General features: G+C 41.5%; 13 protein-coding genes. 5 read left to right on the forward strand and 8 right to left on the reverse strand.

The window, feature by feature from the left end; translation table 11 throughout:
• Positions 1-110: 110 nt before the first annotated feature.
• The 8 genes from rfbB to DSM03_RS16000 form a co-directional block, all read right to left on the reverse strand.
• Positions 111-1,160 carry a dTDP-glucose 4,6-dehydratase gene (gene rfbB / locus DSM03_RS15965; protein ID WP_128763371.1) on the reverse strand — a complete coding sequence of 350 codons (1,050 nt, stop codon included), beginning with the start codon at positions 1,158-1,160 and terminating at the stop codon, positions 111-113.
• A 476-nt stretch (positions 1,161-1,636) separates the two neighbouring features.
• Complete coding sequence (locus tag DSM03_RS15970) at positions 1,637-3,031, reverse strand: nucleotide sugar dehydrogenase (RefSeq protein ID WP_128763372.1); 1,395 nt, start codon at positions 3,029-3,031, stop codon at positions 1,637-1,639.
• 299 nt (positions 3,032-3,330) lie between these two features.
• Positions 3,331-4,653, reverse strand: a complete 1,323-nt coding sequence (locus DSM03_RS15975) for a capsule assembly Wzi family protein (RefSeq protein WP_128763373.1) — start codon at positions 4,651-4,653, stop codon at positions 3,331-3,333.
• Between the two features lie 451 nt (positions 4,654-5,104).
• Positions 5,105-5,584 (reverse strand): UpxY family transcription antiterminator, encoded by a 480-nt coding sequence (locus tag DSM03_RS15980; protein ID WP_128763374.1) that lies wholly within the window; start codon positions 5,582-5,584, stop codon positions 5,105-5,107.
• Positions 5,585-5,818: 234 nt separating this feature from the next.
• Positions 5,819-7,264, reverse strand: coding sequence for a membrane dipeptidase (locus DSM03_RS15985; protein ID WP_128763375.1), 1,446 nt, complete (start codon positions 7,262-7,264; stop codon positions 5,819-5,821).
• Between the two features lie 243 nt (positions 7,265-7,507).
• On the reverse strand, positions 7,508-7,828 hold the full coding sequence (locus tag DSM03_RS15990; RefSeq protein ID WP_128763376.1) for a rhodanese-like domain-containing protein: 321 nt from the start codon (positions 7,826-7,828) through the stop codon (positions 7,508-7,510).
• Positions 7,829-8,098: 270 nt separating this feature from the next.
• Positions 8,099-8,719 carry a thioredoxin family protein gene (locus tag DSM03_RS15995; protein ID WP_128763377.1) on the reverse strand — a complete coding sequence of 207 codons (621 nt, stop codon included), beginning with the start codon at positions 8,717-8,719 and terminating at the stop codon, positions 8,099-8,101.
• 10 nt (positions 8,720-8,729) lie between these two features.
• Positions 8,730-9,263, reverse strand: coding sequence for a TlpA disulfide reductase family protein (locus tag DSM03_RS16000; protein WP_236643962.1), 534 nt, complete (start codon positions 9,261-9,263; stop codon positions 8,730-8,732).
• A 206-nt stretch (positions 9,264-9,469) separates the two neighbouring features.
• Between DSM03_RS16000 and DSM03_RS16005 the strand changes: the two genes are divergently transcribed.
• The 5 genes from DSM03_RS16005 (at position 9,470) to DSM03_RS16025 (ending at position 13,524) form a co-directional block, all read left to right on the forward strand.
• Positions 9,470-9,928 carry a MarR family winged helix-turn-helix transcriptional regulator gene (locus tag DSM03_RS16005; RefSeq protein WP_128763378.1) on the forward strand — a complete coding sequence of 153 codons (459 nt, stop codon included), beginning with the start codon at positions 9,470-9,472 and terminating at the stop codon, positions 9,926-9,928.
• Positions 9,921-10,553 (forward strand): NAD(P)H-dependent oxidoreductase, encoded by a 633-nt coding sequence (locus tag DSM03_RS16010; protein WP_128763379.1) that lies wholly within the window; start codon positions 9,921-9,923, stop codon positions 10,551-10,553. Before DSM03_RS16005 ends, DSM03_RS16010 begins: the two co-directional genes overlap by 8 nt.
• A gap of 45 nt (positions 10,554-10,598) precedes the next feature.
• Positions 10,599-11,255 carry a YceI family protein gene (locus DSM03_RS16015; protein WP_128763380.1) on the forward strand — a complete coding sequence of 219 codons (657 nt, stop codon included), beginning with the start codon at positions 10,599-10,601 and terminating at the stop codon, positions 11,253-11,255.
• Between the two features lie 297 nt (positions 11,256-11,552).
• Positions 11,553-12,950 carry an anthranilate synthase component I family protein gene (locus tag DSM03_RS16020; RefSeq protein WP_128763381.1) on the forward strand — a complete coding sequence of 466 codons (1,398 nt, stop codon included), beginning with the start codon at positions 11,553-11,555 and terminating at the stop codon, positions 12,948-12,950.
• 1 nt (position 12,951) lies between these two features.
• Positions 12,952-13,524 (forward strand): anthranilate synthase component II, encoded by a 573-nt coding sequence (locus tag DSM03_RS16025; protein ID WP_128761863.1) that lies wholly within the window; start codon positions 12,952-12,954, stop codon positions 13,522-13,524.
• Positions 13,525-13,588 lie beyond the last annotated feature (64 nt).

The raw sequence follows: 13,588 nt of genomic DNA on the forward strand, positions 1-13,588 counted from the left end.
ATAGATAATAGTTTATGCTTCTCGACTGCGCTCGAAGTGACAGTAAATGGTCAATCCAAATGACCCGATAATTATCAGAGGGGGATATAGCTAACGGCTAAGAGTCTTTACTAATTTTCCTCGTATTGCTTACTATAATACTCTTGATAGGCGCCACTGGTCACATTCGCCAACCACTCCGGGTTTTCAAAATACCACTCGATAGTTTTTTGAAGCCCTTCTTCAAAAGTCACGGAAGGCTCCCATCCCAATTCATTTTTGATCTTAGTAGCATCAATCGCGTAGCGCAAATCATGACCGGGACGGTCTTTTACAAAAGTGATCAATTCAGCTGAAGCTCCTTCAGATCTCCCCAGTTTTTGATCCATCTGCCTGCACAATAATTTAACCAAATCAATATTTTTCCACTCGTTAAAGCCTCCAATATTATAGGTTTCAGCATGCTTACCCTCGTGAAAAACCAGATCTATTGCCCGGGCATGGTCTATCACATACAACCAGTCGCGGGTATAGTTACCGTCTCCATAAACCGGAAGCGGCTTGTTTTGAATGATATTGTTTAAGAACAACGGAATCAGTTTTTCCGGAAAATGATTAGGCCCGTAATTGTTAGAACAATTGGTGATCACATAAGGTAAACCGTACGTTTCGCCATAAGCGCGTACAAAATGATCAGAGCTGGCCTTAGAAGCGGAATAGGGAGAGTTCGGATCGTAAGAGGTCGTTTCGGTAAATAAGCCCTCAGCCCCTAAAGCTCCGTACACCTCATCGGTACTCACATGATAAAAACGTTTCCCTGCATAAACCCCCTCCCAAATCGATTTAGCAGCATTCAGTAAATTCATCGTCCCCAATACATTGGTCTTCACGAAAGCCAACGGATCTTTAATAGAACGGTCTACGTGAGATTCTGCCGCCAGATGCACAACTCCGTCAAATTGCTCGGTTTGAAATAGGTTATCTATAAAAGCCGCATCGGTAATATCACCTTTAACAAAAGTGTAGTTAGGTTGCTCCTCGATATCGGAAATATTCTCCAGATTTCCGGCATACGTCAAGGCATCCAGATTATAAATTTGATAAGTAGGATAGTTCAATACAAAACGCCGAACCACATGCGAACCGATAAATCCGGCGCCACCGGTGATAAGTATCTTCATAAGTAATCAGTTAAGTTATAATAACGCTAAAATACGTGTTTAAATAAAAAGAGCCTGTTCCTGACGAAAAGCACTTTTAAAGTAAGGAGTGCGTTTTCAAGCACCACAGATTTCTTTAAAAATTTCATCACAAAACCCAGAAGCAGTTCAAGTCATCCCGACAGCTACCGGGATTAGACCACAAAAGTCGAAATCAAATGTATCGAGAAGCTACTGAACTAAAAGTAACGCAACACTAGTAAATTTAATTAATACAAAGTCTTCTCGATACAAATCAAGCTCCGTCACCACTCCGCTTCATGCACTCGAAGTGACAATTTGCTGTCAGTTCGAGCGTGTCACACGGAGCGCAGTCGAAGTGACAATCCTTTATCAATTAGCGCCCGTCACACTGAGCTTGTCGAAGTGTGCAATCAATCCCCTTCTTCCTCCCGATAGCTATCGGGAGGAAGAAGAGCTGGAGACGAGGAAACCCGTTAACTCCCTATCGCATAAAAATCAAACCCGATTTCTTCCAATACCTTACGATCGAGCAGCCTGCGCCCGTCAAATAAAAAGGCTGGTTTCAGCATGTGTGCATATATTGAATTCCAGTCTAAGGTTTTAAACACATCCCATTCGGTCATCAAAGCTACCGCATGAGCTTGGTCACATGCTTCTTCAGCGGAATTTACTACGTGGATAAGTGCGCGGTTCTCGGCTTCAGAACGCGTCCCTAAATAATCCAGATCTGCTAAGATCTGCTCCTGGGTCACTTTAGGATCATACACCACCACCGTAGCCTGCTCGTTAAGCAGATAGTCGGCCACATAGATCGAAGCCGATTCCCGGGTATCGTTGGTATCTTTTTTAAACGCCCACCCCAACATCGCGATTCGCTTTCCGGAAACGGTATTATACAGCGTTTTGACAAGTTTAGCGGCAAAACGGCGTTTCTGATGGTCGTTCATAATAATAACCTGCTCCCAGTAGTCTGCTACCTCATGCAGCCCAAAAGACTTCGCGATATACACCAGGTTTAAAATATCTTTTTGAAAACAAGAACCGCCAAAACCCACAGAAGCCTGTAAGAATTTTGGGCCGATACGACTGTCCATCCCTATTGCCTTAGAAACTTCCTGAATATCAGCTCCCGTAACTTCACACAGTTCAGACAAGGCATTGATACTCGAGACCCGTTGGGCTAAGAATGCGTTGGCAGTCAGTTTAGACAATTCCGAAGACCACACATTGGTGGTTAAGATATTATCCTCGGTCACCCAATGTGCATAGACACCCACCAAAGCTTGTATCGCTTCCCGTCCTGCTTCAGTATCCAGATCCCCGCCGATCAAAACCCGGTCGGGTTTATGTAAATCACTTACCGCAGTGCCTTCTGCTAAGAACTCCGGATTGGAAAGGATCTGAAAATTCACGCCATTTCCGGTATTATCCAATATATTTTTTAAAGCTTCGGCTGTACGCACCGGGAGGGTCGATTTCTCAACCACGATCTTATCGGTGGTAGCCACCCGGGCGATCTGGCGCGCGCAGAGTTCGATGTACTTCAGATCCGCAGCCATCCCCTTACCCATTCCATAGGTTTTGGTGGGCGTATTTACCGAAATAAAGATCATATCCGCTGCATCAATAGCTGCATCCACATCCGTAGAAAAAAACAAATTGCGACCCCGTGCTTCGGCGACCACTTCAGACAAGCCCGGTTCGTAGATCGGGATGTGCTCGACATCCGGATTATTCCAGGCGGCGATACGCTGTTCATTAATATCTACGACCGTTACGGTGATCTCAGGGGATTTCTGAGCGATGATCGCCATAGTAGGCCCACCCACATATCCGGCCCCAATACAACAGATGTTTTTAACTTTCATAAGAAATACACTTATTTTCATTTCCGCGAAGGCGGAAAGCTTTATTTGTCCGTTTCCACGAAGGTGGAAACCTCAATAATTATATTGTTTATCATTCCCGCGTTGGCGGGAATCTCTCAAAATAAAATTCTTTTTTCAACTCCTTTGAAGACAGGAAAACTTTATTTGTCTGTTTCCGTGAAGACAGAAAAACATTTTTTGTCCGTTTCCGTACTTCGACTAGCGCTCAGAATAGACTCCGGTGGAAACCTCAATCATTATATTGTTTATCATTCCCGTATAGGCGGGAATCTCATAAATCATTCCTTAAACTGATACCGATATCCCAATCCTACACCTAACGTATTCTGGGTTCGGTCACTCCAATCCAATCCGGCATAGCCGGTAAACGTCCCAAAGGAAGTGGCATACCCCAGCGCTCCATAGCTGTACAAAGCATGCTCACGGGATTCATAAGGAAAATTGTACGTCCCTAAATTGGTCACATAACTTATTTTACCACGGTATAACAGCTTCCCTATGCTTCCGGTTGCCCCCAGGTGCAAGACATAACTTCGGTCATTAAGATTCTCCTGGTCAAAGCTTCCGGGTAGTATAAACGGCAACCCGATCACCCGCTTATTATAAGTCCATCCAGACCTATAGGTAAAATTATAAAAATACCGATCCCCTTCTTTGCCAAAAATACCCGGTGTTGGACGCCCGCTTTGCGAAACGGTCTGTACATACTCCAGATCTACCGCATCCAGCCATGATACCTTTTTCGGTTCCAGATACACCCCCCAAACCCCATCGGGGAAGTTATTCAGTTCGATCCCGGAAGCATCTTCAAATAAATTCTGATGATACAAGCGCAGGTTATAATTTTCTCGGGTCATATCATAAGCCAGTTCATAAGAGCCCAACCCATTCCCCAGGCTGTTGATCTGATCCCCTCCACTTGCCGTCTCACCCCCCGAACTCCCAAAAAATACTCGAATATAATCGGAAAAGGAATCGGGTTGTTGCCCATACTGAGGCGAACTTCCGCCATACTGTACATAGTGTTTCATACTCCCGCTCAGGCGGTCGTTCTTACTAAACACCAGCGCCAGCTCCAGGCTTTTATGATGCACCTGCGCGTTAGTCACATAGCGATCTTCCTCTAAAAAGTAATGCCCAAACGTGGCTTTGGCTTCAAACCATGTAAAGATCTTTAGCGGCTTCAACATCTGTATATACACTCCCGGTAACGCCCGCGCATTGTTACTCCAGATGATATCGCCACCCACACTCGAGATCCCGCGTAGCTTTTCTTTACGATGCTTCATACCTGCACTGGCCTCTACGATTCCCCAGGTATAGGTCGCATACAACTCATCAATCTTCACCCCGTCATACAGCCCGTCGTTCGCCAAAAGCCCACCGCCTACTTCCAGTCGGTTTTGTTCATTAAATTGGTTTGCATACGATGCCTGCACCAAACCGAGTACGTTAGTCTCGGCATCCAGACGTCCATATTGATTGGAGTACATCCAAAAGGGATTTTCAGAACCGGTCGCCGCAAATCCTTTTCCTTCTACAGCAAGCACAAACCCGTTTGCTTCCTGATCTTGTGCACCCGCAGCACCCCACACGAGCATCAGGCTCACAACTAGTTTATATAGATTATTTTTATACACGTATTTGAATATCTATTTTTTTTTATAGTTCTCGACTGCACTTCGACTGCGCTCAGTGTGACACAATCAAAGAGACAGCCCATTGGACTCCTGGTGGGCATCTCGATACCCATTTAGCTCCGTTAACACCTTATTAAATGTACACAAAGGACACGTGTCGTCAGTTCGGTTGATCCCGTAGCTATTGAGAGGATAGAGCCTTAGAGAACCAAAGGTTAAATGAAATCTTTTAAAACTTATAAAAAGTGGTCAGGAAAATCCAGAGCAACTACCTATCAGTTACAAGCCTTATCTCCGACCTACTCCCATGGCTTCGCCGTATGAGTCCCATTTTGAGTCTCACAGCAATTAAAAAATTAAGACAAAGCACGAGTTGCCTTGTCTTTGAGTTTACTTCGTTACGAAGTTTATGTTATACTTTACTCACATCCCGAATAGAAGCGACAACCACTACCCCAAGATCTTTAAGAACCAAACGCATGGTTTTAGGTCCTATTTCATGAATCACCGCTTTTTTATCTTTTAAAGGTCCGCTCGATAGCTTTACAGCATCCCCGGGACGGTACTGCTTCACCTCAAAATCTTCAAGCTTTTCATCGGCCAACCAACTTTTAATGGTTTCGATCTCTGCATCCCGCACTACAGCCGGTTTACCCAACCAAAACAAATAACGCACCACCCCATGAACCCCAAACACGCGATTGCGCTGGTTTTCAGAAAGCTGTACAAAGACATAGGATTTAAACAGAGGAACCTCTAGTTTCTTCTTGCGATCACTCCATACTCTCACTTCTGTGATTGTTGGACAGAACACTGTTACCCCTATTCGCTTCAATGCCGAAGCGACTTTTTTTTCTGATTGCGGTTTAACGTATAGTACGTACCAATTCATTAAGTAAACTGCTTTATAGAGTTTGAAAAATTTAGGGGATTTCTAACTACTAACGAAGCGAAAATAAGTAAAACGGGAAATTAAACAAGGATAATTTTGCATTTAATTTTACGAAATAATTAAGAATCAGACCGCCTGCACCCCTCGAAAACGATTGAACAGTAACACCCAATACCGTATCTATATTTTATTAACCTGAGGCACAGTTTGCTGCTTTTTAGATCGATCCGTGTATTAAAAATGCTTTTGAAGAAAAGCCATGGCATTGAGAGACATAATACGGTCTATCATTTCCCCGGCAGGGATTTTATTGAATTCCTTATGAATACGATCTTGCTGCAGGTAATTGTAAGCGTGTCGCTCTAAAAAATCACTAAGGTAGGGCAATTCTTCGGCAGTCCAGAACGCATTAAGCGGATCAATAATGCCATCAAAATCAGAGCCTATCGCCATACAATCCCAGGCAAATAAACCTTCAGCATCTAAAACCTCTAAAATATGCTGTATTTGATTCCACAATAATTCAGACCGGTAATGCATGATTTTGTGGCGCCGGGTTGCGTGCCGGGTGGTTTTTAAGGTTTGTTCACTGGCCACCCGACGTTCATCCAATTGCAAACCGATGATCCCGCCACTTTTCGCGAGAATTATAAGTTCTTCATCATAAAAGTTTATCGACTTACTATGCAACTTTTGAGCCGTTTCCGGATAAACCATTACGGGTTCTTCCGGGGATTTGAGACCATTCACAGCCCCATGACTAATCAATATAGGCAAGCCCGTATAGGCAGCATGGGTTTTCAATTCAAGATAATATTCATAACGGGCCTTCACACTCATATGCTTCACATCTATTAAGATCTGACTTCCTTTAGAGGTATCTAAAAGCAAGTCAAGTACCTTTTTACCGAGTGCCGTAAAACCAAGTCCCATACCAAAACGTTGATCAGCCTGCTTCTTGATGAGTCCACTGAAGCTTTCTTCATGCCCACAGATATGATTCCAGAAATGATGAGCCATGGTCACAAACAAGGGCGGATGTTCCCAGTTTTTTAATTGTTCTAAATTACGGAGCACTTCCTGCTCATCCGGATCTTCCTTAAATCCGGTATTCAAAACATGCAATCCTTCAATACTGAGAATCACACAAACAGTATAAATTCCCTGCTCCTCCTCTTGTGCCTTTATAATATCTATCTCGGTATACGAGTTGACGAGACGATACCGAAACTTCCCTTCTTTTAAAGTAACAACCTTTCCATCTAATTGCTTATAAAAAGCATATTCAGCCTGCAGATCCTTAAAATAATCAGTAAACCCCTGAATGTGATCAATACGCTTCTTCCCCAGACCAGTTGCAAAGTTGGCTGCAAGATCCAGCAAGAATTCGTTATTCATCTTATTTCTCACAAACCATTTCTCCATAGGGTAAAGAGACACGCACACCACCCCAACTCCCCCGTAAGCCAGTGCGGTAAAGTTGGATTGAGAAAATTTAGTGAGACCGGTTAGGTAGTTTAAGACTTTATCAAAAACAGAAGGGGGATCGTAATGCCATATGGAGTTTTTAGAACTTCTTCTGGTTGCATTCTTACCGGCAGTTTTGCTATTAAAACTTTTACCATAAGGTTTTAAGGCAGGATGACAATGCAGATCAACATAAAAATTAGCTGTATTCATAACATGAGTTTTAAGTTACTCAGGGGCTATAACTAATAAAGCGACAGTAAGTTACGATTTAATTGAATACGTTTCATTCCGCATAGTCAGTTAATTAATTACCTCGTGAAAAACCTACCAAGCTTGCAACGGAACACTAATTTTCAATTTCACAGAAAGCCTCGGAAGTGTTAAATTGTTTGAGAGCACCACTAAAAAAAGGAGCCGAAAGGGCTCCTTTTTAGGTCTTATAGAATTTGAAGATTAATCTTCAGCCTCAGCAACGTCTCCATCCCACTCCATAAATCCTCCCAATAGGTTATAGGTAGTCTCAAAACCCAGCTGATCCATCAATTGCGCAGCCTGACCGCTTCGGTTTCCTGAACGACAATAGATGTAGTAATTTTTAGATTTATCCAATTCATTTACCTTATCAATAAACCCCTGACCTTCATAAATATCAATATGGTGGGAATTGGGAATGATACCCTCATCCACTTCATTTTGCGTACGCACATCTAATATATAGGCCTGGTCATCAGAAGCTACTAATTCTTCCCACTCTTCTTGTGTTATATTTTTCATCTTCTTTGATTTTTAGTATTTGGAATTTCAAAGATACATCGTAGCCACCTTTTGCCCAAGAGTTACGCAACAATCAAGATTTAAACACGCTAAGGTTTACCTAAACCACCTCAGAGCATGTTCACGAGACAGGCGGTAGAAACAATTCTTCAATTTCGAGGCATCCCGATAACTAGCTGGACGGTGCATGAAACCCTTTGGCACTACCGGTAAAAATCAAAAGCTGCTTTTCTTAACAGCTAGCGCATTTGTCCCCAGGCAGTGACTACCCTAGGCTTTTATAGAACATCCTATGGTCTTAGTGATTGCAGGCTCTACCGCTTCAGCATTCAGTAACGCCTCTACTGCTTGTTCTACAAAGCGTTTGGTAACGGTTAATGCATCTCGTACGCTATTGTCAATCGCGCCGATATACCTCACCACCAACTCATTTTCCTCTTTATTTAATAGATAAATATGTGGGGTCTTCGTCGCTCCGAATTGGGAATACACCGTATGGCTCTCGTCATATAGATACGGAAACGTATATCCTTGCGCAGCTGCGCGTGCCTGCATCGCTTCAAAATCTTCGCCTGCTTTCAATTCCGGGCTATTCGGATTGATTGCAAGTACAGGAAAACCTTTTGACTTATACTTTTGATCTAAAGCCAAAATACGGGCTTCGTTAGCCAAAGCAAACGGACACGTGTTACACGTAAACACAACGATAATTCCTTTCGCATCAGGAAAATCGGATAAAGAAACCTGTTTGCCCGAAACGTCTTGTAGTTTAAAATCTGAAACGGCGTCACCTAAATCATAGCCATTGGCAAAATCACCAAAGCCGGCAAAAGCAAATGCTGATACCACCAGTAATGAGGTCAGTCCGATTAATAGTTTAAGTGTTTTCATCTGAAGAAGTTTAAAAATTGTCTTTTACAGCTAAAACGGCAGCCTCTAATGTTGCATAATCAAAAGAGCGCTCGTAAAACTTATAAGAATCCTCACTGATAATCACAGTTGCAGGTAGTGCACCGCTCCAACTAGGAGAAACCTTTGGGATCCATTCATTGGTATACGGATCGTCTAAAAAAACCACAGGCATCTTCAAATCTTGGTTTTTTATAAAGGGAATTAATTTACGTTCAACTTGATCTGGAAAATCAAGACTCACCAAAATCACTTCGACCTTTTTGGTTTTATAGTCTGCATAAAGCGCTTCAAAAGCAGGCAACTCTCTTATACACGGCTCGCACCAGGTTGCCCAAAAATTCACAACGCGTACGGTGCCTGACTCTTCAACCTCAAGAAGCTGCTGAAAATGATCAAAATCATAAACAGCTAATTTATAGCCTTCCTGATCGACTATTTTTAAAGGTTCAACTACAGATCCTGTTGACGATTTGCAACCCAGGCTCAGTATTCCAACCATAAAAACGAGTAATCCTTTATTCAAATTGGGTGATTTTTGAAATCCTTTGTAAAACTAGCCAATTAGATAGTGTTTGTCCGGAATTTAAGATTTGTATAACAACTACAAGGATATAGCAACCCGTTATTAGATTAAATATTCTAAAAATCAGTTAAAACGAAAAGAAGTATAGCAGGAATATCTAAAACAATTATATATTTGTACATACAAATGTTGTAACAACATATGCAATGAAAATTGAAGAAGCTTTAAAAATCAATAGCGGTTTAGATTTGTCTTCTAAAACCTTGATTAATATTCAATACACGTCAAGGTTACTCGAAGAGAAATTTGCAGCCTTACTTAAAGAACACGGCTTAAGCACCCCGCAGTTCAATGTATTACGCATTCTCAGGGGGCAGAAAGGTAAGCCTGCCAGTTTAGCGTGTATTCAGGAACGTATGGTAGACCGAAGCAGCAATACGACTCGATTAGTCGATAAGCTCATTGCCAAAGGAATGGTTGAAAGACGTATTTGTCCTGCAAATCGAAGAAAGGTAGAAATTGAAATCACAAAACCAGGCCACGATCTTCTGAAAGAGCTTGATCCGCTTACCAAAAAAACAAATGCTGAAAATGCATCCAACTTAACCGAAAATGAGCTTTTAACTTTAAATGATCTATTAGATAAATTAAGAAATGATGAGTAACTATATTGAAAATTTAAACTGGCGGTATGCCACAAAAAAATTTGATGCTTCTAAGAAAGTATCTGCTGAAGACCTACAAACGCTGAAAGACGCAGTGCAACTGTCTGCTTCTTCTTATGGACTACAACCCTATAAAATTGTTGTAGTAGAAGAGGAGACTGTAAAAGAACAATTAAAAGAAGCCGGGTACAATCAATCTCAATTTACAGATGCTTCTGCGATTTTTGTTTTTGCACATCAGACAGATTTTGGTGAAGAGTTGGTAGACTCTTACATCAACCATGCAGCACGCATCCAACAAGTAGAAGCAGGTTCCTTAGAACAATATGCTGACTTGATGAAAAACGCACTGCTCAACCTACCACAAGAGGCAAAAGCCGGCTGGACATCAAGACAAGCGTATATCGCATTGGGTAATTTATTAAGTGCCGCCGCAGCTCACAAAATAGATACCTGCCCTATGGAAGGTTTTGACGCGGACGCTTTTGACCGCATTTTAGGCCTTAAAGATCAAAACTTGCACGCCGTAGTTGTTGCCGCTGTTGGATACCGTAGCGCCGATGATAAAATGCAACATGCCAAAAAAGTAAGAAGACCTCAGGAAGAGCTCTTCATCACTATTTAAAAAATTTTATTAACACTTGTACATACAATTTTAATCCCTACAACTATGAAAATTCAGAATCCTTTCAACAACCTTGATCAAGGTTTAGAAAAACTAAACTCGGCTTCAACAAAAGCCTTCAACTTCTTAAACCGCGATAATCGCGTTAAATCAATATTAATTTTAGCAGTAGGCGTTGCCGCTGCATCATTTACAACAAAAACTATTATGGAAAAAGTAAGCGTAAAAAGCAGTTCGATCACTTGGTTAGGTAAAAAAGTTACCGGAAAACACATGGGAACCATCGACCTTAAAGAAGGTTATTTTGAAATGGATGGCGAGAACATTACAGGCGGCGAATTTGTTATAGACATGAACAGCATTGTTTGTACTGACCTTGAAGGAGACAGCAAAGGCCAGTTAGAAGGTCACCTAAAAAGTGATGACTTCTTTGGAGTAGAAAACTTTCCTACAGCAAAATTAGTGATCACAAAAGCTGTAAAAGAAGGCAATTCTTATGCAGTAAGCGGTGATCTAACAATTAAAGAAACTACAGAGCCTGTTACTTTTGAATTAGAAAAAGCGGGTGATACCTTCACGACCACTTTAACTATAGACCGAAGTAAATACAATGTGCGTTACGGTTCAGGAAGTTTCTTTGATAATTTAGGTGATAAAACCATTTACGATGATTTCACCTTAGATATCAACTTATCTATTTAATATTTTTTGAACTAATTGAAATTTTTGTTTGCCGCTTCAGCATCAATTTTTATCTTTGATGCTCAATATGAAAAACAAAAAAAACAGCCTTGGCATGAAAACCAAGTTTACACATAATCCAATAATTGGAATTTCGGGCAAAGCCTCGAAAAATCAAAGTCTCGATTATCGAGTAAATACTTGGTGGTGGATCTCGCAACAGTAACGTCGTGAAGCAACCTTGTATTTAAATTTCAAATAAAAAAAAGGCCTGTCTCACGACAGGCCTTTTTTGTTTTACCAGCATATCAACCCAAGATGAAGTACATTTTAAAAACACACAGCAAAAAGATTCTGGCCGATACGATAACTCCCGTTTCGGTCTATTTGCGCCTGAGAGATAAATTTCCCAATAGTTTACTTCTGGAGAGTAGTGATTATCGAGCTAATGACAACACCTTCAGTTATATTTGCTGTAATCCTATCGCCTCTATTTCCATTAAAAATGAGGAAATAAAAGAAGCGTTTCCTGATGGAACTTTGCAGGTTACTCCAATAGAATCAGACACTGATGTTGTGGGCATTATTGAAGGTTTTGCTAAAAAATTTGAAACGGACACCAACGAGAAAAAGTTCATACAAAATGGTCTTTTTGGCTATATGAGTTATGATGGTGTTCGGTATTTTGAAGATATTGAGATCACTAAAAAAGAAGGCGCTCTTGATATTCCCGATATGTATTACGCAGTGTATCAAAACATCATTGCGATCAATCACTTCAACAACGAAGCGCATATTTTTTCACATACCTACGAGAGCGAAAATAATCTGGATCAGATTGCACAATTATTAAGGGTAAAGAGTTTTGCTGAATACAACTTCAAGTTAGAAGGGGAGCAAAAATCGGTGATTACAGACGAGCAGTTTATTGCTTTGGTCGACACCTGCAAAAAGCACTGTCAGCGAGGGGATGTTTTTCAAATTGTACCTTCTAAACGCTTTTCACAGGGTTTCAGCGGTGATGAATTTAACGTATACCGAAGCCTGCGTAGTGTAAACCCCTCTCCGTATCTGTTCTATTTTGACTACGGAAATTTCAAAATCTTTGGCAGTTCGCCTGAAGCGCAACTAATTGTTCAGGATGGCAAAGCCGAAATTCATCCCATCGCGGGCACCTTTAAACGTACCGGTAATGATGAGAAAGATGCTGCTTTAGCTAAAAAATTATCAGAAGATGCAAAAGAGAACAGCGAGCATGTGATGCTGGTTGATCTGGCACGCAACGACCTCAGCCGTAATGGAAGCAATGTAAAAGTAGAAACCTACCGCGAGGTACAATACTTCTCCCATGTGATTCACCTGGTTAGTAAAGTAACCGGGACCAAACACCCGGAAACTTCTACGATGCGGGTGGTTGCAGACACCTTCCCGGCAGGAACACTAAGCGGAGCTCCCAAGCATAATGCGATGAAATTGCTAGAGAAATACGAACCGATAAATAGAGATTTCTACGGTGGCGCCATAGGTTTTATGGACTTTAACGGAAACTTCAATCACGCCATAATCATTCGTTCTTTTTTAAGCAAAAACCATCAATTGCATTATCAGGCAGGTGCTGGTATTGTAAGCGACAGTGTCCCTTCAAAAGAACTCGAAGAAGTATATAACAAATTAGGAGCGCTTACTAAAGCACTTAAACTGGCTGAAGAAATATAAAATGAAAATACAAGTTTTAGTAATCGACAATTACGACAGTTTTGTGTACAATCTGGTTCACTATTTAGAAGATCTGGACTGCCAGGTAACTGTAAAACGTAACGACCAACTCCAACTGGAAGAAGTCGCTGCATATGATAAAATCTTATTATCTCCGGGACCGGGAATACCGGATGAAGCCGGACTTTTAAAAGACATCATCAAAACCTACGCGGCTACCAAAAGTATGTTTGGGGTCTGTCTGGGCCAGCAAGCTATCGGCGAAGTTTTTGGTGGAACACTTATTAATCTCGATCAGGTTTTTCATGGAGTGGCCACCTCGGCTAAGCAATTGGTTACAGACGAACCTTTATTTAAAGATATTCCTGAGGAGTTTGAAATAGGCCGGTATCACTCTTGGGTGGTTGCCCCTGAAAATTTCCCAAAAGATCTCGAGATTACTGCTGTAGATGTTAACGGTCAAATCATGTCATTACGGCATAGAGAATACGATGTGCGCGGCGTACAGTTTCATCCCGAGTCGGTTTTAACTCCGGAAGGAAAGAAAATGATCAAAAATTGGGTAACGAGCTAATCGTTTTTCCATTTCCGTAAAGGCGGAAATCTCAATCGAAAAAATTTTACATTTCCGCGAAGGC

The organism is Leeuwenhoekiella aestuarii (assembly GCF_004104055.1).
GTDB classification, from domain to species: Bacteria; Bacteroidota; Bacteroidia; order Flavobacteriales; family Flavobacteriaceae; genus Leeuwenhoekiella; species Leeuwenhoekiella aestuarii.

Coding starts and splice junctions, on each gene's coding strand:
- DSM03_RS15975 (WP_128763373.1), bottom strand. CDS start 4,653: ATGCTCGTGTGGGGTGCTGCGGGTGCACAAGATCAGGAAGCAAACGGG.
- DSM03_RS15995 (WP_128763377.1), bottom strand. CDS start 8,719: ATGAAAACACTTAAACTATTAATCGGACTGACCTCATTACTGGTGGTA.
- DSM03_RS16025 (WP_128761863.1), top strand. CDS start 12,952: ATGAAAATACAAGTTTTAGTAATCGACAATTACGACAGTTTTGTGTAC.
- rfbB (WP_128763371.1), bottom strand. CDS start 1,160: ATGAAGATACTTATCACCGGTGGCGCCGGATTTATCGGTTCGCATGTG.
- DSM03_RS16015 (WP_128763380.1), top strand. CDS start 10,599: ATGAAAATTCAGAATCCTTTCAACAACCTTGATCAAGGTTTAGAAAAA.
- DSM03_RS16010 (WP_128763379.1), top strand. CDS start 9,921: ATGAGTAACTATATTGAAAATTTAAACTGGCGGTATGCCACAAAAAAA.
- DSM03_RS16020 (WP_128763381.1), top strand. CDS start 11,553: ATGAAGTACATTTTAAAAACACACAGCAAAAAGATTCTGGCCGATACG.
- DSM03_RS15990 (WP_128763376.1), bottom strand. CDS start 7,828: ATGAAAAATATAACACAAGAAGAGTGGGAAGAATTAGTAGCTTCTGAT.
- DSM03_RS16005 (WP_128763378.1), top strand. CDS start 9,470: ATGAAAATTGAAGAAGCTTTAAAAATCAATAGCGGTTTAGATTTGTCT.
- DSM03_RS15985 (WP_128763375.1), bottom strand. CDS start 7,264: ATGAATACAGCTAATTTTTATGTTGATCTGCATTGTCATCCTGCCTTA.
- DSM03_RS15980 (WP_128763374.1), bottom strand. CDS start 5,584: ATGAATTGGTACGTACTATACGTTAAACCGCAATCAGAAAAAAAAGTC.
- DSM03_RS15970 (WP_128763372.1), bottom strand. CDS start 3,031: ATGAAAGTTAAAAACATCTGTTGTATTGGGGCCGGATATGTGGGTGGG.